This window comes from Pseudonocardia sp. EV170527-09, from assembly GCF_008369905.1.
Lineage (GTDB): Bacteria > Actinomycetota > Actinomycetes > Mycobacteriales > Pseudonocardiaceae > Pseudonocardia.
Window position 1 is genome coordinate 1 of record NZ_VRMC01000149.1, and the last position, 6,724, is coordinate 6,724.

Annotated in this window: 8 protein-coding genes; 2 read left to right on the forward strand and 6 right to left on the reverse strand. The window is 67.6% G+C overall.

All coding sequences use genetic code 11. The annotated features are described in order from the left end of the window. Positions 1-129 precede the first annotated feature (129 nt). From FVA95_RS26885 to FVA95_RS34070, 6 genes are all read right to left on the reverse strand, one after another. On the reverse strand, positions 130-522 hold the full coding sequence (locus FVA95_RS26885; RefSeq protein WP_149666613.1) for a hypothetical protein: 393 nt from the start codon (positions 520-522) through the stop codon (positions 130-132). 14 nt (positions 523-536) lie between these two features. Then, positions 537-758 carry an excisionase family DNA-binding protein gene (locus tag FVA95_RS32275; RefSeq protein WP_205015999.1) on the reverse strand — a complete coding sequence of 74 codons (222 nt, stop codon included), beginning with the start codon at positions 756-758 and terminating at the stop codon, positions 537-539. A 576-nt stretch (positions 759-1,334) separates the two neighbouring features. Beyond that, positions 1,335-2,495, reverse strand: a complete 1,161-nt coding sequence (locus FVA95_RS26895) for an AAA family ATPase (protein ID WP_161992481.1) — start codon at positions 2,493-2,495, stop codon at positions 1,335-1,337. A gap of 124 nt (positions 2,496-2,619) precedes the next feature. Beyond that, positions 2,620-3,030: a hypothetical protein gene (locus FVA95_RS31095; RefSeq protein WP_161992482.1), complete on the reverse strand. Its 411-nt coding sequence runs from the start codon at positions 3,028-3,030 to the stop codon at positions 2,620-2,622. Further along, positions 3,030-3,539, reverse strand: a complete 510-nt coding sequence (locus tag FVA95_RS26900) for a hypothetical protein (protein WP_149666616.1) — start codon at positions 3,537-3,539, stop codon at positions 3,030-3,032. The genes FVA95_RS31095 and FVA95_RS26900 overlap by 1 nt, the downstream gene beginning before the upstream one ends. Next, positions 3,539-3,922: a helix-turn-helix domain-containing protein gene (locus FVA95_RS34070; protein ID WP_368667367.1), complete on the reverse strand. Its 384-nt coding sequence runs from the start codon at positions 3,920-3,922 to the stop codon at positions 3,539-3,541. Before FVA95_RS34070 ends, FVA95_RS26900 begins: the two co-directional genes overlap by 1 nt. 108 nt (positions 3,923-4,030) lie before the next feature. Between FVA95_RS34070 and FVA95_RS34075 the strand changes: the two genes are divergently transcribed. Then, a complete protein-coding gene (locus tag FVA95_RS34075) occupies positions 4,031-4,348 on the forward strand; it encodes a GntR family transcriptional regulator (RefSeq protein WP_368667368.1) in 318 nt (105 codons plus the stop codon). Between the two features lie 65 nt (positions 4,349-4,413). Beyond that, positions 4,414-5,982: a peptide deformylase gene (locus FVA95_RS26915; protein ID WP_240051759.1), complete on the forward strand. Its 1,569-nt coding sequence runs from the start codon at positions 4,414-4,416 to the stop codon at positions 5,980-5,982. Positions 5,983-6,724 lie beyond the last annotated feature (742 nt).

The following is a 6,724-nucleotide window of genomic DNA, read 5'->3' on the forward strand; positions in this document are numbered from 1 at the left end:
CGACGACGAGTTGAGCGAGCCGCAGCCGGGCGCGCGGGGTCAGGGCGGCGTTAGCGTGGGACACGAAGGCCTCCGGTGGGTGAAGCGGTTCCTAGACAGCTCCACTTCACAACCGGAGGCCTTCGTCTGTCAGCCAGACTCACCGCCCCCGGACGGGACAACCTCCCTGGACATCACACCTAGTCCCGGGATAAGGTGCAGCTTCACCGCCGTGTCGTAGGCCCGGAACGACTTGTACTTGATCGACGGCCTGGCGATATTCTCCAGCCAGTGGGTGAGCCACTGTTCGACCGTCGGGACGCGACCGGCTTTCCGTGTGGTCCCGTCGTCACGGGCGCGTTCAAGCTTCCGGACCTTCTCGATGACCTCCGACTCGTTCTTGCCTCGGACGTGACGACGATCGGCGGAACCGTCGTCCTTGACGCCGACGGTGACTCGGCCGTGCCACTTCCCGTCCTTGTCGACGTAGATCGTCGATGCGCCGTTCGGCGCGCGAGTTCCTTCGGGCCTCTTGCGGGGCATGGTGCTCCTCGGCGTCAGGCCGCGTGCTGGTCGTCGACCAGGCGTTGGACGTAGTCGTCGATGGCGTTGGCTGGGACGCGGCGTAGCCGTCCGATGCGTAGGGACTCGATCTCGCCTGCCTTGATCAGGGCGTAGGTGCGGGTCCGGCTGATCGTGAGTCGCTGGGCTGCCTCTTCGACCGAGAGCAGGACGCGGATCGACTGCGGGGGTGTGGTCGTGTCGGTGTGGCAGTGGATGCAGAGGCCGTAGGCGAGGAGGACGGGTCCGGAGGCGATGAGTCCGGGGTGTAGTGGCGTGTCGGGGGTGTGGGTGCGGCAGCGGTCGCAGGTGGTGTCTTCGGTGTGGTCGGCGCGGAAGACGGTGGCGGCGCAGGCTGCGCAGGTGAGGATGGCGGGCTTCCAGATGGCGGCGTAGGCGACGGTGGGTCCGGTGGCGAGGTGTGGGCAGTAGGTGGCGTGGTCGCTGTGGATGGCGTCTCGTAGGGCTCTGAGATGGCCGTGGAGCCATTCGGGGACGGTGGCTGGGGTGATGGGCCGGGCGCCGGTGTGGTGGGCGATGTGGTCGAGGCGGGTTCGGGCGTCGTGGGTGGCGGCGGCGAGCTGGTCGGCGAGAGCGGTCGGGTGCATGGTTGTGGATCTCCATTTGCGCTGGTGGGGGGTGCGTGACCTGCGAAGATGTCAAGGTTGCAGTCAAGATGGCGGCCCTATGAGGCGCTGACCTGCGAAGATGTCAAGATGGCGGCTGTGGGGAGGCCTGCAACCTTGCAATGTTGGCCGCCACCTTGATCCCGGTCGGGTCGTCCCGGGGCGGGGTCACGGGGGTGGGATGTCGGGCAGGGTCCAGGCCCATCCGTCGCCCTTGCCGGAGGAGATCTTCAGGCGCTTCTTGGACCGGTAGAGCTGGGCCTTGCTGAATCCCAGTGCCCCGCCCTGTTTCAGCACGTCTGCGGCGGGAGCGCGGCCGTAGCGGTCGATGAGGTAGGAGGCGAGCCAGGCGTCGATGTCGGCCAGGTCGGTGGCGTCCTCGCCGTCGCCGCTGTGCTGCTCGGCCTGGCGCATGATCGCTTCGACGTGGCGATCGGTCTCGCCGAGCATGACCAGCCGTCCCCATTGGGCGGGGCCTTCGGGGGTGTCGAGGGTGACCGGTTCGACGCGGTAGCGCAGTGACGGTAGGTCGAGTGGGCCGAGGTTGTTCTTGACCTGGGAGATCACGCAGGAGCCGTCGTCGGCGTCGGGGTCGCGGGCGAACGCGATCCCGGCGCGGGCGACGGCGGCGAATGCGCGGGAGCCGGTGACCCGGGACAGGACGTCGGTGCCGCTGGCTTTGTTGAAGTGCGCGAGGCCGAAGATCGCGGCGCCGGTGTTGTCGGCGAGCGTGGCGAGGGGTTCGAGGGCTCCGCGGAGTTCTTCCTGGTTGACGTTGATCCGTGAGTCGACCGCGGAGATCAGTGGGTCCAGGACGAGCAGAGCGACGTCGTGGGTGCCCATCTCGACGGCGAGGTCGGTGCAGTCGCGCGGCAGGGACAGCGGGACGGTCCGGGCGCCGTCGGCTCCGGGGTGGGTGACGTCGACGCGGAAGACGCGGTTCATGTCGGCTCCGGCGGCGAGCAGGCGTCCGGCGATGGTGCGTTCCCAGGAGTCCTCGGTGGCGGCGTAGACGACGGCGCGGGCCCGGCCGGTGTGCAGGCCGTCGAGGGTGCCGTTGGTGACCTGGGCGGTGAGCCAGGCGCAGAACAGGGACTTGCCGATTCCTTCGCGGCCGGGGCCCAGGACGATGGATCCGGCGGGGATGCGGTCGGTCCAGAGCCAGTGGGTCGGGCGCAGGGTGATCGAGGCGGCCGAGGTGAGCCTCAGGCGCCGCCCGACCTGCTCGACCGTGCTCGATCCTTTGCTCGATTCGTGCTGGTCAGGTGTGGGGTCGGTCGGGGGTTGGTCGGGTCCGGGCAGGGCCCGCAGGCGGGGTGTGGGCGTCACGGTGGAGGAGCTCCGATCGAGGCGGGTGGGCGCACCCCGACGGCCTGTCGAGCGACCCCCGAGGAGTCGGGGGTGGCTCGACAGGCGCGCGGTGGTGCTGGGGCGAGGTGCTGCCGGGGTGGGGTCAGGCCGCGGCTGCGGTGGGCCTGATGTGTCCGCGGTCGGTGGCGACCCGGAGCACGAACGCGGCGTCGGTGCACTGTTGGGCGCGGCGCGCGGAACCCCACAGGGCCCGCTGTGCTCGCAGTTGCGTCGTGGTGGCGTTGCGTTCGGCACTGGTGGTCGCGCGGTCGTTGTGGGCGTGGCGGGCGATGTGGGCGCCGCCGTGGCGCAGGACGACGGCCATGACGATGCGGGCCAGCTGCTCCGGTGAGGGCCGGTCGGCTCGGGAGCGCCACGTCGCCCCGGACAGAGCGAGCGCGACCGCCATCTCGGTTTGGGACAGCTTCGCGGTGACGCGGCCGGTGGCGCTGGTGAACACCACCCCGCGCGACCACGACCGGACCTGGACCGGGGCCTGGGCGACGGCGCCCATCACCGGGCTCCGACCAGGTCGTCGAGGTCCACCACAACACCGGGGGCAGCGATGGCTGCCGGTGTGGTGGTGAGGTCGTCGGCGGCGCGGCGGACGGCGGCGCGGGTGGCCCGGGACACGGTGGTCGAGCCCAGGGTGACGCCGGTGAACAGGCCGATGACGTGGGCGCGGACCCGGTCGAGCAGATCCCGCTGGTCGTGGTCGAGTTGGTCGAGGTGGGCGGGGTCGGTGAGCTGGGTCCGCAGGGTGGTGATGGTGTCCATGCCCTCGTCGAGCAGGACCGAGACCAGCCAGCCCATGTCGACGTCGCCCCACTGGGATTCGTCGACCAGGCCGTCGGACAGGACGAGCCAGGCCACCGCGGTGAAGTCCTCGAGGTCGGCGGGGAACTGCATGCTGACCCGCCCGTCGGGCTGGCGCTCACCGATGCCGTCACGGTGCGCGGCCTGGAACCGGCCCCGCTGGCCCGCGAACTGGACGTATCCGAACTGGTGAGCGGTCGCACGCATCACGCCACCCCCTCAGCGTTCGCCCCGGCAACAGCGTCGGAGGTGTCGGCGTCGGCGTCGGCGACAGACTGCCCGCCACGGACGAACGCGGCGTGTGCGGCCTCCGAGCGCGCTTCGAGCCACGCGGCCAGCGCGTCGCCCGGGACCCGGACGGCGGTGCCGAACCGCAACACGTCCAGCTCACCGGACTCGATCGCCCGGTAGACCGTCGACAGCGACAGGTCCAGCATCTCGGCCACGGCACGGACCCGGTACATACGGGTACGGTCGACCTGCATCGTTCCTCCCAGGAACTCGATGTTCGCCCCGTCCGGTGCTCCAACACCGGGCGGGGCTTCTTGCGTCTTCGATGCGTTGAAGACGTGGACAACCATAGACGACATAGACAAGCTAGGCAAGCTAGCTACGATTGGCTTGCTTAGGCAGCACGTCGTAGCCTGTCCGACGTGCAGAAACTCGATCCGGACGACTCCCGCCCGCAGTTCGAGCAGGTGGCCGACGTAGTCCGTCGCGGCATCGTCGAGGGGCAGTACCGTCCCGGTGGCCCACTGCCGAGTCACGCCGTCCTGGCGGCCGACTGCGGCGTCGCGGTCGGAACCGTCAAACGGGCGCTCGGGGTTCTCCAGGACGAAGGGCTGATCGTCAGTCGTCGCGGCCAGCCGGCCAGGGTCCGTGTTCAGCGCGGAGCCCCGGCGGTCGATATCGACAGCGTCTCCCCGGCTAACTGGATGGAGCTTCGTCGCACCCTGGCGGACCTCGAACGGCGTCTCGCGGCCGTGGAGCGTCGGTCGTCTCCGCGATCCCCGTGATCCCTCGCGTGCTCTGTCGTCTCTCATGTCTCAAATCTGCAGAACCGGGCCGGGTTGAAGGCAGGGTGACCGACGATCATCGGGCGTTCATTCCATTCACTGGCCTGGCAACAGGGGAGGGCACGACCGTGATCGAAGGCGTAACCGCAGCTCAACAGGCGTTCATCGCTGAGCTGCGGCACTGGCGAGAGGTCAGCGGTCACTCACAGAAGGCGCTCGCGGCGGCCGTTGGCTACACGCCGTCCTACGTCAGCAAGGTTGAGACCGGCAGCACTCTGCCGAGCAAGCAGTTCGTCGAGCAGGCGGACACGCGGCTACGAGCCGGGCGCGCGTTGGTTCGTCGCTGGCAAGCCGCACGCGAGGAGATCGCACCGGCAACGACCGGGGCTGTGACCACTCGTCCCCTCGCCGATGACTCTCAGGTTGCGCCGACCGCCTCCCTCATCGTGGAGCACGAGCATGCCGAGCTGTCCTACGACGACGGCGTGTTCCGCACACTCGTCCGACGGCAGCTGTACAACGCCGGTACCGAGCCGGTCACGCAGTACCTGATCCGGATTGCCGTCGATCGACATCCCGGTGATCCGGAGCGATCGAACAGGCTCTATCGCGAGTCGCCCCTGACCTGGGATGAAATTGGCCTGATCGCCACCTGTTCCGGCGAGCCCATGTCATGGCGAGTGAAGCACGATCGCGACGCTTTTAAAGAGTTGTGGCTCCTGCTCGAAAACGACGACGGAAAGTTTCCTCTCTATCCTGGTCAAACGGTGTGGATCGAGTACATCTATACCGTCTCGGCCGAGAAATGGGGACCCTGGTGGCAGCGCGCGATACGGGTTCCCACTCGTCGTCTCAGCATAAAGATGGATCTGCCAACGGCGCTGAATCCTGCAGTCTGGGGCATGGAGACGTCAATGACGGCCGCATCGTCGGCCTTTCGTACCCCGATCGATCGAATCGAGGAGGGTGATCGGACGCACTTCGTGTGGTCGATTGATGATCCTGACATGCACGCTCGGTACCGTGTGGAGTGGAAGTTTCGTGCTGGCGTCGAGTCCGAGAGGGACGACGAGATGAAGACCTCCGAGTCATCAGACAAGATGAGCGAGATTGGAATCGTGCAAGACGGTGACCCGATCCTTACGGAGACGGCTACGCGCTTCGCTTTTCCTGATGAGGCAGAGGACGCACGCCGGGTCGTCGCGCAGATCGTTTCAACTATGGAGCGCGTCGGGCAGGCGCACGACTTCGCAAAGGGGATGGGAATTGCGGCGCCGCAAATTGGCATCGGTCGGGCCGCGGCAGTAGTCCGGACTGCGAACGGTGAGACTCTAACGCTCTTAAACCCGCGAGTCATTGACGAATCGAATGGCGTCGACGAGCAGTACGAGGGCTGCCTCAGCTTCTTCGACGTACGCGGCATGGTGCCACGACCACGGAGCATCGAGGTGGAGCACCAGGACGTTGATGGCCGGACGCACATCACGGTGTTCCAGGACGGTGTGGCACGGCTGGTGGCTCACGAGATTGACCATCTCGACGGTCTGCTCTACCGGTCCAGGATGCGACCTGGCGTTGAGCCGATCTCGGTCGCGCAGTACCGCGGCACCGGCCGAGCGTGGAGCTACCGATGAGTTGCGTCTGAATCCGCGGGGCGCTTCGGCGGCCTCGCAGAACGCGTGCAGGGATGGCCAGCTCCACTGATCGTCACTTAACGTGATTGCATGGCGGCGAGTCTCGTCAGGGAGGGAGGCCGCGGCCTCTGCTTCAAAGTGCCCGTGGGCCCTTGTCAGCGGCCCTCATTGGCACTGCCTCCCTGGGTCCCTCGGGGCGGATCTGCGCTGATCAGGTAGGGGAGGGAGGCCGAGGGACCCTCGGAGGGAGAACTCTCTGGGTCCCTGACCGGGGCCCTCGTTTTGGCGGTCACTCTCCGTCGACTGTGAGGGCAGGATCCGCGGTCAAGATGGCGGCCGCCCCAAGATGGCAAGGTTGCAGACCTTCCCCCTAGCCGCCATCTTGACATCTTCACAGGTCAGCGGCTTATACGGCCGCCATCTTGACTGCAACCTTGACATCTTCGCAGGTCACGCATCCCCGACCAGCGAGAATGCAGGCCATTGCAAGAGCGAGCGAACGCCGCCCCGGGCTGCCCGACAGCCTCACCAGGGTCACGGTGAGTGTCCAGCGCTGGCGGGCCTGTCGGCGAGGGTGGGGCAGAGAGTGAGGGTGCTCCAACCCTGCAAAACGAGTGTTCCCGGGGACTCGATCGCCCAGCCTCACCCCACCCACCTCCCCCACCCTGCGGGTATCTGCGCTGATCAACCAGGGTGGGGCAGGGGGTGAGGCGAGGGTGGGGCAGAGGGTGGACGTCCACCC

What these genes read in the sequence shown, in the direction of transcription:
- FVA95_RS26900 (WP_149666616.1), bottom strand. Translation starts at nt 3,539, where the DNA reads ATGCGTGCGACCGCTCACCAGTTCGGATACGTCCAGTTCGCGGGCCAG.
- FVA95_RS34070 (WP_368667367.1), bottom strand. Translation starts at nt 3,922, where the DNA reads ATGTCGTCTATGGTTGTCCACGTCTTCAACGCATCGAAGACGCAAGAA.
- FVA95_RS26885 (WP_149666613.1), bottom strand. Translation starts at nt 522, where the DNA reads ATGCCCCGCAAGAGGCCCGAAGGAACTCGCGCGCCGAACGGCGCATCG.
- FVA95_RS31095 (WP_161992482.1), bottom strand. Translation starts at nt 3,030, where the DNA reads ATGGGCGCCGTCGCCCAGGCCCCGGTCCAGGTCCGGTCGTGGTCGCGC.